7 protein-coding genes and 1 pseudogene are annotated in these 16130 nt (G+C 65.7%); 4 read left to right on the top strand and 4 right to left on the bottom strand.

Going from position 1 to position 16130, the window contains the following annotated elements:
• The coding region (gene gcvP / locus A5692_RS25895; protein ID WP_068061905.1) for an aminomethyl-transferring glycine dehydrogenase at nucleotides 1-2320 on the top strand (2320 nt) is incomplete at its 5' end.
• Nucleotides 2321-2336: 16 nt separating this feature from the next.
• Here gcvP and A5692_RS25890 read toward each other — a convergent pair.
• Together A5692_RS25890 and kasB are read right to left on the bottom strand one after the other, a co-directional pair.
• Complete coding sequence (locus tag A5692_RS25890) at nucleotides 2337-3197, bottom strand: haloalkane dehalogenase (RefSeq protein ID WP_068061902.1); 861 nt, start codon at nucleotides 3195-3197, stop codon at nucleotides 2337-2339.
• A gap of 65 nt (nucleotides 3198-3262) precedes the next feature.
• Nucleotides 3263-4516, bottom strand: a complete 1254-nt coding sequence (kasB, locus tag A5692_RS25885; RefSeq protein ID WP_068061900.1) for a 3-oxoacyl-ACP synthase KasB — start codon at nucleotides 4514-4516, stop codon at nucleotides 3263-3265.
• Nucleotides 4517-4863: 347 nt separating this feature from the next.
• Between kasB and A5692_RS25880 the strand changes: the two genes are divergently transcribed.
• Entirely contained in the window at nucleotides 4864-6420 is a 1557-nt protein-coding gene (locus A5692_RS25880; protein WP_156766289.1) for an MFS transporter, read from the top strand.
• 13 nt (nucleotides 6421-6433) lie between these two features.
• Here the strand turns inward: A5692_RS25880 and pks2 are convergent, their stop codons facing one another.
• The gene (pks2, locus tag A5692_RS25875; RefSeq protein WP_231984463.1) at nucleotides 6434-12691 is read right to left on the bottom strand and encodes a type I polyketide synthase; all 6258 of its coding nucleotides are present in this window, start codon (nucleotides 12689-12691) and stop codon (nucleotides 6434-6436) included.
• A gap of 468 nt (nucleotides 12692-13159) precedes the next feature.
• Nucleotides 13160-14467 (bottom strand): cysteate synthase, encoded by a 1308-nt coding sequence (locus tag A5692_RS30505; protein ID WP_369830327.1) that lies wholly within the window; start codon nucleotides 14465-14467, stop codon nucleotides 13160-13162.
• A gap of 1163 nt (nucleotides 14468-15630) precedes the next feature.
• Between A5692_RS30505 and A5692_RS25870 the strand changes: the two genes are divergently transcribed.
• Entirely contained in the window at nucleotides 15631-15843 is a 213-nt protein-coding gene (locus A5692_RS25870) for an MbtH family protein (protein WP_068061892.1), read from the top strand.
• Between the two features lie 45 nt (nucleotides 15844-15888).
• Nucleotides 15889-16130, top strand: a pseudogene (locus A5692_RS30500) (peptide synthetase); the annotation flags it as partial.

Genomic DNA, 16130 nt, shown 5'->3' with positions numbered 1-16130 from the left:
CTCGAACCGCCTCGCCGTCGACGCCGACCTGTTCGCCCAGACGGCTGCCGTGCTGGCTACGCGGGCCCGGCCGCTGGGCATCGAGATCGTCACCGCCGACCTGCGGGACGGCCTGCCCGACGGCGAGTTCTTCGGCGTCATCACCCAGCTGCCCGGCGCCAGCGGCCGGATCACGGACTGGTCGGCGTTGGTTTCGGCAGCGCACGAGCGGGGCGCGCTGATCGCCATCGGCGCCGACCTGCTGGCGCTGACACTGATCACACCGCCGGGGGAGATCGGCGCCGACGTCGCGTTCGGAACCACCCAACGATTCGGTGTGCCAATGGGATTCGGCGGTCCGCACGCCGGATTCCTGTCGGTGCACTCCAAGCACGCCCGCCAGCTGCCGGGCCGGCTGGTCGGCGTGTCGATAGATGCCGACGGCATGCCGGCATTTCGTTTGGCGCTGCAGACCCGCGAGCAGCACATCCGCCGGGACAAAGCGACCAGCAACATCTGCACCGCGCAGGTGCTGCTGGCGGTGATGGCCGCCATGTACGCCAGCTACCACGGCGCCGACGGACTGACCGGGATCGCCCGCCGGGTGCACGCCCACGCCGAGAAGATCGCCGCTTCGCTGGGTGATGCGGTGGTGCACGACAAATACTTCGACACCGTGCTGGCGCGGGTGCCGGGGCGCGCCGACGAGGTGGTGGCCGCCGCCAAGGCCAGCGGCATCAACCTGTGGCGCGTCGACGCCGACCACGTCTCGCTGGCGTGTGACGAGGCCACCACCGACGCCCACGTGACAGCGGTGCTCGAGGCCTTCGGCGTCAGTGCCGGTGAGCCGGCCGGTGCGGACATCGCCACCCGCACCTCGGAGTTCTTGACCCATCCCGCGTTCACGCAGTACCGCACCGAGACGGCGATGATGCGCTACCTGCGCACCCTGGCGGACAAAGACATCGCCTTGGACCGCAGCATGATTCCGCTCGGCTCGTGCACGATGAAGCTCAACGCCGCCGCCGAAATGGAATCCATCACCTGGCCGGAGTTCGCCCGACAGCATCCATTCGCCCCGGCGTCGGACACCCCGGGGCTGCGCCGGCTCATCAGCGACCTGGAGACCTGGCTGGTGCAGATCACCGGCTACGACGCCGTCTCACTGCAGCCCAACGCGGGCTCGCAGGGCGAATATGCCGGCCTGCTGGCCATCCACGACTACCACGCCAGCCGGGGCGAGCCGCACCGCAACATCTGCCTGATCCCGTCCAGCGCGCACGGCACCAACGCCGCGTCGGCGGCGCTGGCCGGCATGCGGGTGGTGGTGGTCGCCTGCCACGACAACGGCGATGTCGACCTGGACGACCTGCGCGCCAAGGTCGCCCAGCACGGGGACGAGCTGTCGACGCTGATGATCACCTATCCGTCCACTCACGGCGTCTACGAGCACGACATCGCCGAGATCTGCGCGGCCGTCCACTACGCCGGCGGCCAGGTCTACGTCGACGGCGCCAACCTCAACGCGCTGGTCGGGCTGGCCCGCCCGGGGAAGTTCGGCGGCGACGTCAGCCATCTGAACCTGCACAAGACGTTCTGCATCCCGCACGGCGGCGGCGGGCCGGGAGTGGGTCCCGTGGCGGTGCGGGCGCACCTGGCCCCCTTCCTGCCCGGCCACCCGCACGCCCCGGAGTTGCCGCAGGGTCACCCGGTGTCGTCGGCGCCCTACGGGTCCGCCTCGATCCTGCCCATCAGCTGGGCCTACATCAGGATGATGGGCGCCGACGGCTTGCGCGCGGCATCGCTGACCGCGATCGCGTCGGCCAACTACATCGCCCGCCGGCTCGACGAGTACTTCCCGGTGCTCTACACCGGAGAGAACGGCATGGTCGCCCACGAATGCATCCTGGATCTGCGGCCGATCACCAAGTCCACCGGAGTGACCGTCGACGATGTCGCAAAGCGCCTGGCGGACTATGGGTTTCACGCGCCCACGATGAGCTTCCCGGTGGCCGGCACGCTGATGGTGGAGCCCACCGAGAGCGAGACTCTGACCGAGATCGACGCCTTCTGTGCGGCCATGATCGCCATCCGCGGTGAGATCGACCGGGTCGGCGGGGGGGAGTGGCCCGTGGAGGACAATCCGCTGCGGGGAGCGCCGCACACCGCCGAGTGCCTGTTGGTCGGCGACTGGCAGCACCCGTACACGCGCGAAGAGGCCGCCTACCCGCTCGGCAAGAACTTCCGGCCCAAGGTGTGGCCGCCGGTGCGGCGCATCGACGGCGCCTACGGCGACCGCAACCTGGTCTGCTCGTGCCCGCCGGTGGAGGCCTTCGCCTGAATCCCGCGCGGGCGGGTCAGCCGAAGCGGTCGATGATCGCCGCGGCGATCTGCTCCGGTGCATCCTCCTGGATGAAGTGCTTGGCGTTGGGCAGTTCGACCAGCACATGGTCCGGGAAGGTCGCCCGCATGCGCGGCAGGGTAGGGCCGGGGCGGAACGCGAAGTCTTTCATCCCCCAGACGAACAGGGCGGGCTTGGCGCCGAGTTTGGCCGGCACTTCCCGGGCGAGCCGCGCCAGCAGGGGACCGGCGGCCAGGATCTGCTTGGGCATTTCCGCGACGCCTCGGCGGGCGTCGGGGCTAGGCTGCACCGCCCGGTAGTGCTGCATCACCGCATCGCTGGGGCGGTGTTGGGTGCCGGCCGGGATCAGGCGTTCGACGAAGAAGTTGCGCTGCAGGATCGCGTATTGCATTGGGGGACTGGACATTACCCGGCTGAACATCTTGGTCGTGAATTCGTCCGTGGGCCAGAACCAGGTGTTGCCCAGCACGACGCCGCGCACCCGGTCGGCGCGCTCCACCGCGACCGCCATGCTGATGGGACCGCCCCAGTCTTGGCCCATCGTCACGACGTCGTTCAGGCCGAGCTGATCGACGAACTCGCCCACCGCCCGGGCGTGCTCGTCGACCTTGTAGCCGAACCCCGCGGGCCGATCGGAGAGCCCGAACCCGAGGTAATCCGGTGCGATGCAACGGAAGCGGTCACGCAGCGCGATGATGATGTTGCGATACAGGAAACTCCACGTCGGGTTGCCGTGGCACAACAGGATGGGCGGGCCGTCACCTTCGTCGATGTAGTGCATGCGTCCCCGCGAGCTGTCGAACCAGCGCGACCGGAACGGGTAGAGCTTGGGATCGGGGGTGAAATCGATGCTCATGGCGCTCCTTCGGTAGCGCCCATGATGCTAGGCCCGACGGGTGACAACACCGAGCCGATGACGTTTCAGTACCTGCCGAAGGCCAGGGCGACGTTGTGCCCGCCGAACCCGAACGAATTGTTGATGGCGTACTGGTAGCTGCCCCGTCGCGGATTACCCGATACCACGTCCAGATCGATCTCCGGGTCCAGGTTTTCCAGGTTCAACGTCGGCGGAACGATCTGGTCGCGCAGCGCCAGCACGGTCAGTATCGACTCCACCGCGCCGACAGCGCCGACGGAGTGCCCGAGGGCGGATTTGGGCGCGTACACCGCCGGCTTGTTGCTGCCCAGCGCGTTGTTGATCGCCTTGCCCTCGGCGAGGTCACCGATCTGCGTTCCCGTGGCGTGCGCGTTGACGTGGTCGATGTCGCCGGGTGTGAGACCGGCGAGCTGGATGGCGCGGGTCATCGCCTGCCCGGCGCGGTTTCCGCTCGGGTCCGGTGCGACCATGTGGTAACCGTCGGACGTCACGCCGGCGCCCATCAATCGCGCCAGGATGCGCGCCCCGCGGGCCTTGGCGTGCTCCTCGGTCTCGAGCACCATCAGAGCGCCGGCCTCGCCGAAGACGAAACCGTCGCGGTCCTTGTCGAAGGGGCGGCACGCGCCGGCCGGATTCGCGTTGTTCGTCGACATCACGATCCGCATGTTGGCGAAGGCGGCGATGGGCACCGCCTCGATCCGGGTCTCGACGCCACCGCAGATCGCGACGTCGGCCTCACCGAACACCATCGCCTGCCAGGCCCGCGCGATCGCCTCCGAACCGGACGCGCACGCCGACACCGGTGTCATCACGCCGGCCCTGGCGTGCCGTTCCAGCCCCACCGCCTGGGCGGCCGCGTCGGGCATGTACTTACTGACGGCCAGCGGCGACACCGCTTTGACGCCGCGGGCGCGCAGCGTGTCGCGAGTGAACACCAACTCCTCGCCAGAACCGAATCCGGTGCCGACCGACACCAGCAGGCGGTTGGGGTCGACCTCCGGGGAGCCAGCGCTGTCCCACGCTCGCCGGTTGACGATGGCGGACATTCTGGACAGGTATCCCGTGCGGCGCAGCTCGGCCGGGTTGAGCTCGCTGTCGAACTCCTCCAGCAGGTGCCCCCCGATGCGAACCGGCAGGTCGAACTCCTCCACGAACGGGTCATCGAGCTCGCGGATCCCGCTTTGGCAGTCGAGCAGCAACTTCCAGGTGGTCTCGGCGTCGGTGGCGAGTGCGGTGGTCATGGCGATCCCGGTGACGACCACGTCCGGAAGCCCCTGGCCAGTAGTCAGATTCGTCATTGCGGTCGTGGATCATCCTTTCGCAGCGCCACCCCGGCCGTCTTCACGGATCCGCGCGTCATCAGGGCGCCCAGGATGGACAGGAGGGCGCTCAGCTCCGGAACCTTCGCACTGCTCCCCATCGCGTCGGCCGTGGAATCAACCTCGATCGAGCTTAGCGGTAGCGGCCGCCCGCAGCGGTGAAGACGCAGCGGGCGGGTGCGAGTGATCGGGATCAGCCGTTGAAGAGAGGCACCCCGCCCGCGGTCGGCCGAACCGAACCCTGCGGCTCCCCGGAAGAGCGACAGGCAGACAGTTCGTAGGCCAAATCCATGCAGCTCGGCTGACCATGCCGCGACAATTACTGTATGGAAGTGCGCTACGACGGGTCTGACGGTCCAGACCGTGCGGTCCACATGCCTACTGAACCCACAGACATGACCGGGTCGACGCAACCTCCTGTGCCGGGGCTACCACGGCGCCGGTTCATCGCCGCAGTGATCGTGCTGAGCGGCATCGAGTTGCTGGCCACGATGGACAGCACTGTCGCGATCATCGCCCTCCCTAAGATCCAAAACGACCTGCGCCTGTCGGATTCCGGGCGGAGTTTGGTCATCACCGCTTACGTGCTGACCTTTGGCGGGCTGATGCTGCTGGGCGGCCGCCTTGGTGACACCATCGGCCGCAAGCGCACCTTCATCATCGGGGCCGCCTTGTTCACCGCCGCCTCTGCCATGTGCGGCATCGCCTGGGACGAGGACACGATCGTGCTAGCCCGGCTGCTCAAGGGCGTGGCCGCCGCGATTGCCGCACCGACCTGCTTTGCCCTGGTCGCGACCACGTTCCCGAAGGGGCCGTCACGCAACGCCGCGATGGCGGTGCTCGGCGCCATGAGCGGTGCGGGCACGGTGATAGGCCTGGTGGTCGGCGGGGCGCTCACCCAAGTCTCCTGGCGGCTGGCGTTTTTGGTGAACGTGCCAATCGGGCTGCTGGTGATCTACCTGGCCCGCACCACGCTGCGGGAAACCCAGAAGGAGCGTATGAAGCTCGACGCCACCGGGGCTGTGCTGGCCACGCTGATGATTTCCGCCGCGGTTGTCGGCTTGTCGATGGGTCCGGAAAAGGGCTGGCTTTCGCCCCCCACGATCGGTTCAGCTCTGGTGAGTCTGGCCGCTTGCGTGGCGTTCGTCCTCGTCGAGCGCAGGGCCGAAAACCCCGTCATGCCGTTTAGCCTGTTTCTCGACCGCAGCCGGCTGGCCACATTCGCGACCATGTTCCTTGCCAGCGGGGTCGGGTTGACCCTGACCGTGCTGATCGCCCTGTATGTGCAGAGCATTTTGGGCTACAGCGCGCTGCGCGCGGGCTTCAGCTTCATCCCGTTCGTCATCGCGTCGGTCATCGGAGTGGGCGCTTCTGCCCGGCTCGTGAAGTGGTTCCCTCCGCGGGTCATGGTGATAGCCGGCGGAGTCCTGATGCTGGGCGCGATGCTGTACGGTTCGACGCTCAACCACGGCGCGCCATACTGGCCGAACCTGGTAATGCCGATCTTCGTCGGCACCGTCGGTCTCGGCATGATGAACGTCCCGCTTTCGCTATCGCTGCTAGCCAGCGTCGGACTCGACAGACTCGGGCCCACATCCGCGATCGCGTTGACGCTGCAGAGCCTGGGCGGACCGTTGGTGCTGGTGGTCATCCAGGCCGTCATCACCTCGCGCACCGTGCAGCTGGGTGGCACCCACGGGCCGGTGAAGTACATGAACGCCGCCCAGTTGCACGCGCTGGACCGCGGCTACACCTACGGCCTGCTCTGGCTGGGCGGAGTGGTCGTCCTGCTCGGCGCGGTAGCGCTGCTCATCGGCTACACCGCACAGCAGGTCGCGCACGCGCAGCAAGCCAAAAAAGCCTTCGACGCAGGCGAACGGTAGTCGGACGTCGCTGTCAGGCGGCTTCCACCGGCGCCAGCTTGTCATACAGCAGCCCCGCCAGACCCCGAACGGTGCCGATGTTTGCCAGGTCGGCCGGACTGATGCGTATCCCCGTTTCGCTCTCGATACGGGTGCGCAGCTCGAGCGCGCCCAGCGAGTCCAGCCCGTACTCGGGCAGCGGACGGTCGGGATCGACATTGCGACGCAGAATCAGGCTGACCTGGTCGGCGATCAGACGCCGCAGCCGAATGGGCCACTCGTCCAGGGGCAGCTCGTTGAGCTCGGCAAGCAGTTTGCTGGAGCCCGCGCCGCTTTGACCGGTCGACCGGAACGCTTCGGCGAAAGGACTCTGCTCAGCGAAGGCGGTCAACCACGGTGTGCCGACGATCCGCGCGTAGCCGGTGTAGCCGCGGTCATGGCGCAGCAATGTTTCGAACGCATAAGCGCCTTCGTCGGGAGAGATGGCGGCGCCGGTGTCTTCCGCCAGGGCGGTCGCGCGCCCCACCTGGCCCCACGCGCCCCACGCGATCGTGTTGCCCGGGAGGCCTTGAGCCCGGCGCCACCCGGTGAAGGCGTCCAGCCAGCTGTTGGCCGCGGCGTAGGCGCCCTGCCCGGGCGAACCCACCAGCGCGGCCGCCGACGAGAAAGAGCAGAACCAGTCGAGCGGCTGATCGACGGTGGCGGTGTGCAAGTTCCACGCACCGTAAACCTTTGGCGCCCAGTCATGCTCAAGGAGCTCGTCAGTGATATTGGTCAGTGTGGCGTCCTCGACCACGGCTGCCGCGTGCAGCACACCGCGCACCGGAAGCCCGGTGGCGGTCGCCGCGGCCACCAACCGCTGTGCCGTGCCGGATTCGGCGATGTCGCCGCACTGCACCACGACGTCGGCGCCGGCCGCGCGGAGGCGCTCGACGGTCTCCAGCGCCTCGCGCGTCGGCTCCGAGCGAGAGTTAAGCACGATCCGCCCGCACCCGGCGCCGGAATCTGGCGAAGCCATCTTCCCGGCCAAGAACAGCCCCAGGCCGCCCAAACCGCCGGTGATGATGTAGGCACCGTCGCGGCGGAAGACCTGGACTTGTGCCGGCGGCACTATGACGCGCCTGCGACCGGTGTGCGGAACGTCGAGCACGAGTTTGCCGGTGTGCTGGGCGCCGCTCATCATCCTGATCGCGGTGGCGGCATCGGAAAGTGGGTAGTGGGTGCTCTGCGGCATCGGCAGCGAGCCGTTCGCGGTGAGGCGGTAGACCGTGTTCAACAAGGCTCGGAGACGGTCGGGATCGGTGTAGGACAGCAACCCCAGGTCAAGGGCATAGAAGGCGAGGTTGCGCCGGAAGGGGAAGAGCCCTAGCCGGGTGTCGCCATAGATGTCACGTTTGCCGATCTCGATGAATCGTCCACCGGGCGCTAGTAATTCGACGCCTGCGCGCTGGGCGGCGCCGCTGAGCGAGTTGAGCACGATGTCGACTCCGTAGCCGTTTGTGTCATGGCGTATCTGGTCGGCGAATTCCAAACTTCGCGAATCGTACACATGCTCGATACCCCTGTCGCGCAACAATTGTCGGCGCTCTTCGCTGCCGGCCGTGGCGAACACCTCAGCTTCCGCGGCCCGGGCGATGGCGATTGCCGCCTGCCCCACGCCGCCCGTTGCGGAATGGATCAACACCTTCTCGCCACTTCTGATGCGGGCCAGCTCGTGCAGGCCGTAGTAGGCGGTGGCGTGCGCGGTGGTCACTGCGGCCCCCTGCTGGTCGGTCAGGCCCGCCGGCAAGGTCACCGCCAGGTTGGCGTCGCAGGTGAGGTAGGTGCGCCAACAGCCGTCGGCGCACAGGCCCCCGACATGGTCGCCCACCACATAGTCGGTCACACCTGGTCCGACCGCGGTCACCACTCCGGTGAAGTCAGTGCCCGGCTGCGGTAGCCGTCCCTCGAGAGCGGGGTAGCGGCCGAAAGCGACCAGCACGTCGGCGAAGTTGATGCTGGACGCGCTGACCGCTACCTCGATCTCACCCGGCCCAGGCGAAACTCGTTCGCAAGCAACGAACTCCACTGACTCCAGGTCGCCGGGCGTCCGGATCTTCAGGCGCATCCCGTCGTGCTCGAGGTCGACGACCGTGGTTTGCCGTTCGTCGGGAAGCAGCGGAGCGGGGGACAACCGTGCTACGTAAGAAGCGCCGTTTCTCCAGGCCGTTTCGTCCTCCTCCGAACCGCCCAGCAGTTGCCCCGCCAGTTGCTCGGCATCGGTGGCTTCATCCATGTCGACCTGGGTGGCGCGCAAGTAGGGATGCTCGGTGCCGATCACCCGCACCAAGCCGCGGAGACCCGCCTGCTCGAGATTGGCCACGTCACCGGCCACAACGGTCTGGGCATTGCGCGTCACGACATATAGTCGCGGGAGTTCGCCGGGCAACTCCGGCAATTCGCGGGCAATTCGCACCAGATGCTGTACATACTCGCGACCCAGCAATGGGGACTGGTCTGCGGCGTTACCATTCTTCGGTCCCGTGAGGATCACCACTCCGGTGACGCCGCCGACACGCAGCTGACTTGTGAGCTGTTCCGCGTTCGACCTGTGATCGGCATGTAACGGCCAGCACATGGTGCTGCACTGTGCGCCATGGTTTTTCAGAGCCTCGGTCAAGGCGGTGGCAACCACATCCGAGGTGGCGGTGGTGCTGACAAGCAGCCACCGTCCGGTGTCGACGCAGGGCGCCTCGGGCAATTTCCGGTGACGCCATTCGATGGACAGCAGTCGCTCGGCCAGCAGTCGTTCGTTTCGTCCACCCTCGGAGACGCCGGTGCCGCATCGCAGCCCCTGCACGCCGAGCAGGACTGTGCCGTGCTGGTCGAGCACATCGAGGTCGGCCTCGATCACGGAAGGGTCGATCTTCGTCACCCGGGCGTAGCAGTAGTGGGCGGTGCGGGCTGAAGCATACGAGCGGAGTCGACGGACGCCCAACGGCAGCGCCAGCGCATCTTCGCCCAGCGCCTGGATCTTCGTACTGGCGCCAACGGTCTGGAAACAAGCGTCCAACAGTGCCGGGTGCACGCCGTAAGCGCCTTGCTGCGTGCGGATTTGGCCCGGGACCGCGACCTCAGCGAGCACCGAGCCGGCCTCATCGTCGATGTGCAGTGCGCCCAAACCAGTGAAGACCGGACCGTAGTGAACACCACGCTGGTCCAAGCCCTTGCGCACGTCCGCACCGTCCTGGTGACGCGAATGCACCGCAAGCAGTGCCGACACGTCGTACGCGGGCGGCCTCTCATCCTCGGCGACACGGAGGACCGCGCTGGCTTGTTGCGCGTGGGTGTCCCCCCGATTCGTCTCCACGACGAAGTCGGCGACACCCGGCGCCGACAACGACGCCGAGGCGCCGAGCGGGGTCTGCTCATCCAGCAGCAGCGCCTGTTCGAATTTGAGGTCGCTGACCTCGGAAGGCTCGCCCAGCACGGCTCGCGCCGCTGCGAGCGCCATCTCGCAGTACGCCGCGCCCGGAAGCACGGCCATGTCGCGAATCTGGTGGTCAGCGAGCCACGGCTGGGCCGCGGTCCCGACCTCGGCCTGCCACACGTGGCGCTCTGGTTCCTCCTGCAGGCGAACCTGCGGGCCCAGCAGCGGATGGACCGCCACGAGGCATGCACCCTGAGTCGGGGATCCAGGGCTTTCGCTCGTCACTCGCAGTTGACGGTGCGTCCAGCTCGGCAGTGGCGCATCCACGAGCCGCCCACTCGGATAGAGCAAGGAGAAGTCCACCGCAGCACCGGCACTGTGCAGGTCGACCAGGAAGCCACGCAGTCCGTGCGGCAGGTCCTGTTCGCGGCGCATGGCGGCCAGAGCGGCCAGCGGCATATCGAGGTTGCGGGCATTCTGTTCGACGGCATGGATTAGCAGGGGGTGTGGCGCCAGCTCGGCAAACACCCGATAGCCGTCTTCCAAGGCGGCCTGTACCGCCGGGGCGAACCGCACCATCTTGCGCAGATTGTCCGCCCAATATCGGGCATCGCACACCGGTCGCTCGCGCGGGTCGAACAGGGTCGCTGAGTAGAAGGGAACTTCCGGTGCCATCGGATCGAGATCCGCCAGTGCGTCGATTAGCTCATCGAGGATCGGTTCGACTTGAGGCGAATGCGAGGCGACATCGACGGCGATCTCGCGTGCCATCACATCCCGCTCCTCCCAGGCCGCAACCAGTTGGCGAACGGTCTGGGTGGCACCGCCGATCACGGTGGAGTGTGGCGAGGCCACCACCGCTACCACGACGTCCTCGTTGAGGCCCCGCACGACGAGGTCCGAAAGTACGTGCTGGGCAGGCAATTCCACAGATGCCATCGCGCCGGAGCCAGTGATGCTGGACATCAGCCGCGACCGTCGGCAGATGACGCTCACTCCGTCTTCCAGCGACAGCGCACCCGCGACGACGGCCGCCGCGACCTCGCCGAGGGAGTGCCCGATAACCGCGCCCGGGCGTACCCCGTAGGACCTCATGGTGGCGGCCAGGGCGACCTGCATGGTGAACAGCGTCGGCTGGACCCGATCGATTCCCGTCACTACCTGCGCCGCGGTCATCGCGTCGGTGACCGAGAACCCTGTCTCGCGCGCGATCAGCGGCTCGGCCTGTGCGACGGTCGCCGCGAAAACGGGTTCGGTCGCCAGCAGCTCAGCGCCCATGCGGGACCACTGCGAACCCTGGCCGGAGAACACCCACACCGGTCCCCGGTCGTCCTGCCCGACCGCGGCCTGATACGGAGTATCGCCGCTGGCGATCTCGAGCAATGCCTTGGTGAGCTCCGCGCGACTGCTCGCAATCACGGCGTCGCGTACCGGGCGGTGCGCGCGCCGGCACGCCAGGGTGTAGGCGAGGTCCGGCAAGGTGACGTCGTCGTGCGCCTGGACCCACCGCGCGAGCCGGTCGGCGGTGCGCCGCAACTCGTCGGCCGAGGAGGATGACACCGTGAAAAACCATGGGGCCACTGATGATTCGGCGGGCACACCCTCGTTGGCGATGGGGTGCGAAGTCTGTTCCGGTGATTCTTCCAAGATTGCGTGGACGTTGGTTCCCGAGAGCCCGTATGACGACACCGCTGCCCGCCGAGGATGATGTCGGGTGGTGGGCCATGGGGTGTTCTGTTGTGGCACAAAGAGTTTAGTGTCGATGCGGGCCATCTCGTCGGGCAGTCGAGTGAAGTGCAGATTCTGGGGGACCACACCGTGCTGAAGGGCCAGAACCGCTTTCATCAGCCCCAGTGGTCCGGAGGCGGACTGGGCATGTCCGAAGTTGGCCTTCACCGTGGCCAGCGCGCAAGGACCGTCGATGCCGTAGACGTTGGCCAGGCTGGCGTATTCGATGGGGTCGCCCACCGGGGTGCCGGGCCCGTGTGCTTCCACCATGCCGATGCTGCGGGCGTCGACGGCCGCAGCGGCCAACGCCGCCCGATACACCGCGGTCTGCGCTGTCACCGATGGCGTGGCGATGTTCAGGCTGTGGCCATCTTGATTGGCGGCGGTGCCGCCGATCACGGCCAGGATCCGATCACCGTCGCGCAGCGCGTCGGGCAGGCGTTTGAGTAGCACCACTACGCAGCCTTCGGAGGACACGAACCCGTCGGCGGCGACGTCGAAGGCGTGGCAGCGTCCGGTGGGAGACAACATGCCCTGGGCCGACCCCGCGGCCGCCTTCCGGGGATCCAACGCCACGTGGGCCCCGCCCGCCAGGGCAAGGTCGCTTTCGCCCTCGTGCAGGCTGCGACAGGCCAGGTGCACCGCGGTCAGGCCGGAAGAACAGGCGGTATCCACTGTGATCGCGGGACCGTGGACGCCGAGCGCATAAGCGATCCGCCCCGAACCCATGCTGAAGCTGGTGCCGGTAAAGCCATACGGCCCTTCTGTGGCGTGCGCGTCGGCGGACAGTAAGTGGTAGTCGCCGAACGTCAATCCGACGAATACCCCAGTCAGGGAGTCCGCTATCGTCTCCAGACTCAGACCGGCATGCTCCATGGCCTCCCAAGAGGTTTCGAGCAACAAGCGGTGCTGCGGGTCGATCGCGGTCGCCTCGCGCTCGCTGATCCCGAAGAATTCGCAGTCGAAGCCGTATACGTCATCGAGGAACGCGCCCCACTTCGACACCGACCGACCCGGCACCCCCGGCTCGGGGTCGTAGTATTCGTCGACGTCCCAGCGGTCGGGCGGGACTTCGGTCACCAGGTCAGCGCCCTGCAGCAACGCTTCCCATAGCTCCTCGGGGGAGTCGATCCCCCCGGGAAGTCGGCAGGCCATACCGAGAATCGCAACCGGGGTTACATGTGCGGTGTCCGCACGGGGCAACGGACCGGATGAAGTTGAGCCGTACACACCATCAGAAACCATTCCGTGTCCTCACACGAACGACCAAGTAGCCTCGCCTGCTTCCCGTGCGCAAGGCGTGAAACCTACTGGATTACCCCACGTGTCGACGTCTGCTCATCGCATGGCCTTGCCGATACTCTAGGCGATCGATGCTCATCGGAAGGGCCGTTCGACGTGAAGAGCTGGTCGCCTGCCCAGAGGTATTGGTTCGCTTCTATGCGCTGCTGGAACGAGCCGGCCATTCTCTTGATGTGCGGATAGGAAATGATAGAAACTTTCCGTGCGCTAACACTTACGGGCTATCGGCGCCCCCTCGTCGATGTCACCGCCACCCTGCCGTAGTTAAGTTACTCGTTATCACATCGGTGTTTCCAAGTGTCGCTCAATTGGGCCCGCGGCCTAGCGGTAGGTCTTAGTAAAAGATTCGAATATGCGATCCGCGGAGATCTCTCGACTTTGCTCCAAGCTGACCGCTTCGACAAGCAGAGGCCATTTATTCTCGCCAGCTCGTTCCAAGGCACTTCTCCCGCCACCAGTTATATTCAAGAGTACGAGTGAATCAGGCGACACAGAGCCATCATTGACCGCGTTACGCAAACATGCGACTGCCACAGCCGGTCCGGGCTCGATATCTACGCCCTCGACCTCCGCAAACAGGTTCCTCGCTTCCTGAACTTGCCGAGCGGTCGCGGTTCTAACATTCCCTTTACTGTCAGCAAGAGCATCTCTTACACCCCCTTTGATGCGTACCAGTGGCTTAGGGTTGGTTAGCTCGTCAGCGTAGGGAACTGCGCCATTACCGTTGGCATGAATTCCAGTCGGCAAATCCTCAACCAAGTGCGTACCCAGTTCTGAGGCGATGGGGGCGAGCTCAGCATTTTGACACAGGGTCAACCGTGGTATCCGCTGGCCCGTCGGCTGCAATCGCCTGCTTGCCTCCCATGCCGCGATCGCTCCAGCGCCACTGCCGACGGCTTGAAAATAATGCTCGGGCAGGCTTCCTATTTCCTCGAAGGCCGCCAACATGACCGTCGCCAGCCCGTCGCGTGTGGCAACGTTTAGAGCTCCCCCGGGCCAAACCCAGCCGAATCGGCTACATAGGAACTGCCCAAAGTCGATCGCGTCCCGGTAGGAACCCTTCTCGACGCATACGACCCTGACACTGCAGCCGATCTCTCCCGCAAACCGGATCCTGTCTAGACCAAATTCCGGAACCACCACAACGCAGGGTCTTTCGGCCAGGGAAGATATCCGAGCCAACGCTGCCGCGGTATTTCCGACGGAGGCTATTACCATCGGGGGCGACGACGGTGGAAGCCGAGCTATCAACACGTTTGCTTCAAGCTCCTTGAAGGTACCGGTTGAGAATCGGATTCCGCGTTGGGGCCAATACCCACTGAATGCGATCCAGAGGTTCTTCATGCCGAGTTCTCGGGCAAGCGCCTCCGAGCGGAATACGATGCAGCTTTGGGCGTTATCTAAGAGCCCGGAATTGAGGGGAAGCCATGCAGCATATCTGGCCAACCCCGACGCTTGAGCATTTTGCACGAAGCGCCCCATGGGATACCGCGTTGTGAGAACCGCGTCTTCGTGTTCTCCGTCGCAACGTAGACGGTACCCATCATCGTCGTAGGACTTACCACATGCTGTGCATACGAGCTTGTGGGATGTATCTCGGCTCGTACGCGTTTGGTGTTCTTCGACCATCATTTCCCTGCGCAATTCCCCCACGACGGCGCCAACACGTTCGAGCCGTGGACGTAGTCGGTACGCGTCAACGCCGCGGCACTGGGATGCATGCTCGCTTGTTCGCGGACCGTGTCCGGAACGGAAGTCCCCACCACGGCAAAAGGTTATCGTGATCGTCGCCGTCGCTGCACATCAAAAGCGGATTTTCAATCGCTGATTCGTCCAGGCAGCGAGGTGCCGGTCAGGACATCAGGTCGTTGCGCGCCGGCACGGTATCGCCGGGCGGATCCGTTGGCTTCGTCACGGCGACTCGGCGGCACATGTTGGTTCGCTGGTCGTCGGGTCGCGTGGTGCGCCGTTACGGGTAGTCGTAACTGCAGGTTTTGCGCGCGGTGGCGGGAAGACCAACGGAAGCAAGGTATTTCGTTTTTGATAGCAACATTTTGGGGTTCGGGGCCCTGCTGGGTTGAGGTCGCCAGCGTCGATCGTCGTAGGCGAACCTACGCGTTGGATAAGCGCGGCAAGTCTGCGGCCGAAAAGAAGGGGTGCTGAAAGTAGGCATCGCATTCGTTACGGCTATCTGTGACGTTACGTGAGCGCCGCGGATGCGGTTTCCACGGTGCTTTTGGGAAGCCAGTTCGGCTGGTGCCGCTGAAAAGACGGTGCGTGCATCGCAACTGTGCGGCGGTGCGGGCGCGTGGACAGAATCCGACGGCAGCCGATCTTCTGGGCTCGGTGCCGGTTGGGGTTTGGTGTCTGTGCCGGAAACCATGGCCGGGGGAGGTGGTTCGCAGTGCGGGTGCAGCCTCTGGTGATCTGGTCGCGCAGCCCCGCAACATATTTGGGCATCGCGGTGGCCTTGACATAGGGGTTGTTTGGACCCGAGGCCTGTCGAGGATGCCGGCGTAATGATGCTGAGTAGTGCGGCGCGAGGTGATCGGCGTGCCTGGCGGCGGTGTAGCGGCCGCAAGCCAGATGTAGCTGTTAATTGCGCAGGGATGGCGCCCGAATACCGCACCGTGCGAAGCCATCCCCGAAGGTGGTGCGCACGCGACTGCGCAGTGCGGGATCTGGCATCACAGGGTAATGGAGTTTTGTGGAAAATTTCGGGACGGGGCGTCTGGGGCTGTCGTATGGTTTGGACGGACCATTTACTTTGACTAGACGGTCTGGGGGACCGGGTGAGTATCAATCCGTTTGATGACGACAATGGCAGTTTTTTGGTCTTGGTCAATGATGAGGAACAGCACAGTCTGTGGCCGGTCTTTGCTGACGTTCCGGCTGGTTGGCGGGTGGTGTTCGGCGAGGCCGATCGCGGGGCGTGTCTGGACTACATCGAGCAGAATTGGCCCGACATTCGGCCTAAGAGTCTGCGCGAGAGGCTAGGTAGGTAGCGGGCCGGGCTGCTGATCGGTAAACCGTTGGGCTGGTGGACTCGGATGGAACTCGGCGACCGGGTACTTCCGCTGACGCGTGGTCAGTTAGATATCTGGCTTGCCCAAGAACTTGCCCAGCACACAGGCCATCGTGGTACGGAGTGGCAGCTCGGACTGTTGGCCAGGGTCGAGGGCCGCGTCGACCGGGAGTCTTTACAGCAGGCGATTCGCCAGGTGGTGCGTGAGGCTGAACCGGGCAGGGCCGCGTTTTGTGAGGTAGATGGCCAGGTTGTGCAGCGGGTGAT

Source organism: Mycobacterium sp. E342 (assembly GCF_001667665.1).
Classification (GTDB): Bacteria; Actinomycetota; Actinomycetes; order Mycobacteriales; family Mycobacteriaceae; genus Mycobacterium.
Note: the sequence above shows the minus strand (reverse complement) of the source record. Positions and strands in the feature narration are given on the sequence as shown.